The organism is Burkholderia sp. SIMBA_051, assembly GCF_046534915.1.
Classification (GTDB): Bacteria; Pseudomonadota; Gammaproteobacteria; order Burkholderiales; family Burkholderiaceae; genus Burkholderia; species Burkholderia ambifaria.
Window position 1 is genome coordinate 1 of record NZ_JAWRXS010000204.1, and the last position, 278, is coordinate 278.

At 62.6% G+C, this 278-nt stretch carries 1 pseudogene; it reads right to left on the bottom strand.

Going from position 1 to position 278, the window contains the following annotated elements:
- Positions 1–145: pseudogene (locus tag SB771_RS34185) on the bottom strand (5-dehydro-4-deoxyglucarate dehydratase); the annotation flags it as partial.
- Positions 146–278 lie beyond the last annotated feature (133 nt).

Here is a 278-nt window from a genome sequence, read left to right on the forward strand (position 1 = left end):
GGGCGGTGGCGCCGTAGGGGGCCAGCCATTCCAGGCGCTGGGCATAGGTCTTGGCGTTGAAGTTGCCTTGCGCGTCGAAATCGGTCACGGGGAAGGAGAGCAGTCCTTCCGAGACGATGGCCTTGAGCTCCTGCGGCGTGGTCATGGGCGGGTTTCCGTAAGTGGCGGGGTGACCGCTGGCAGGCGTGCCTGTCGCGCGGACCCGATTGAATAGGTACGTCATCGTACAACATGATTTTGGGCGGTTCAACCGATTGCCCAGCGCTTGCAGGCGTAAT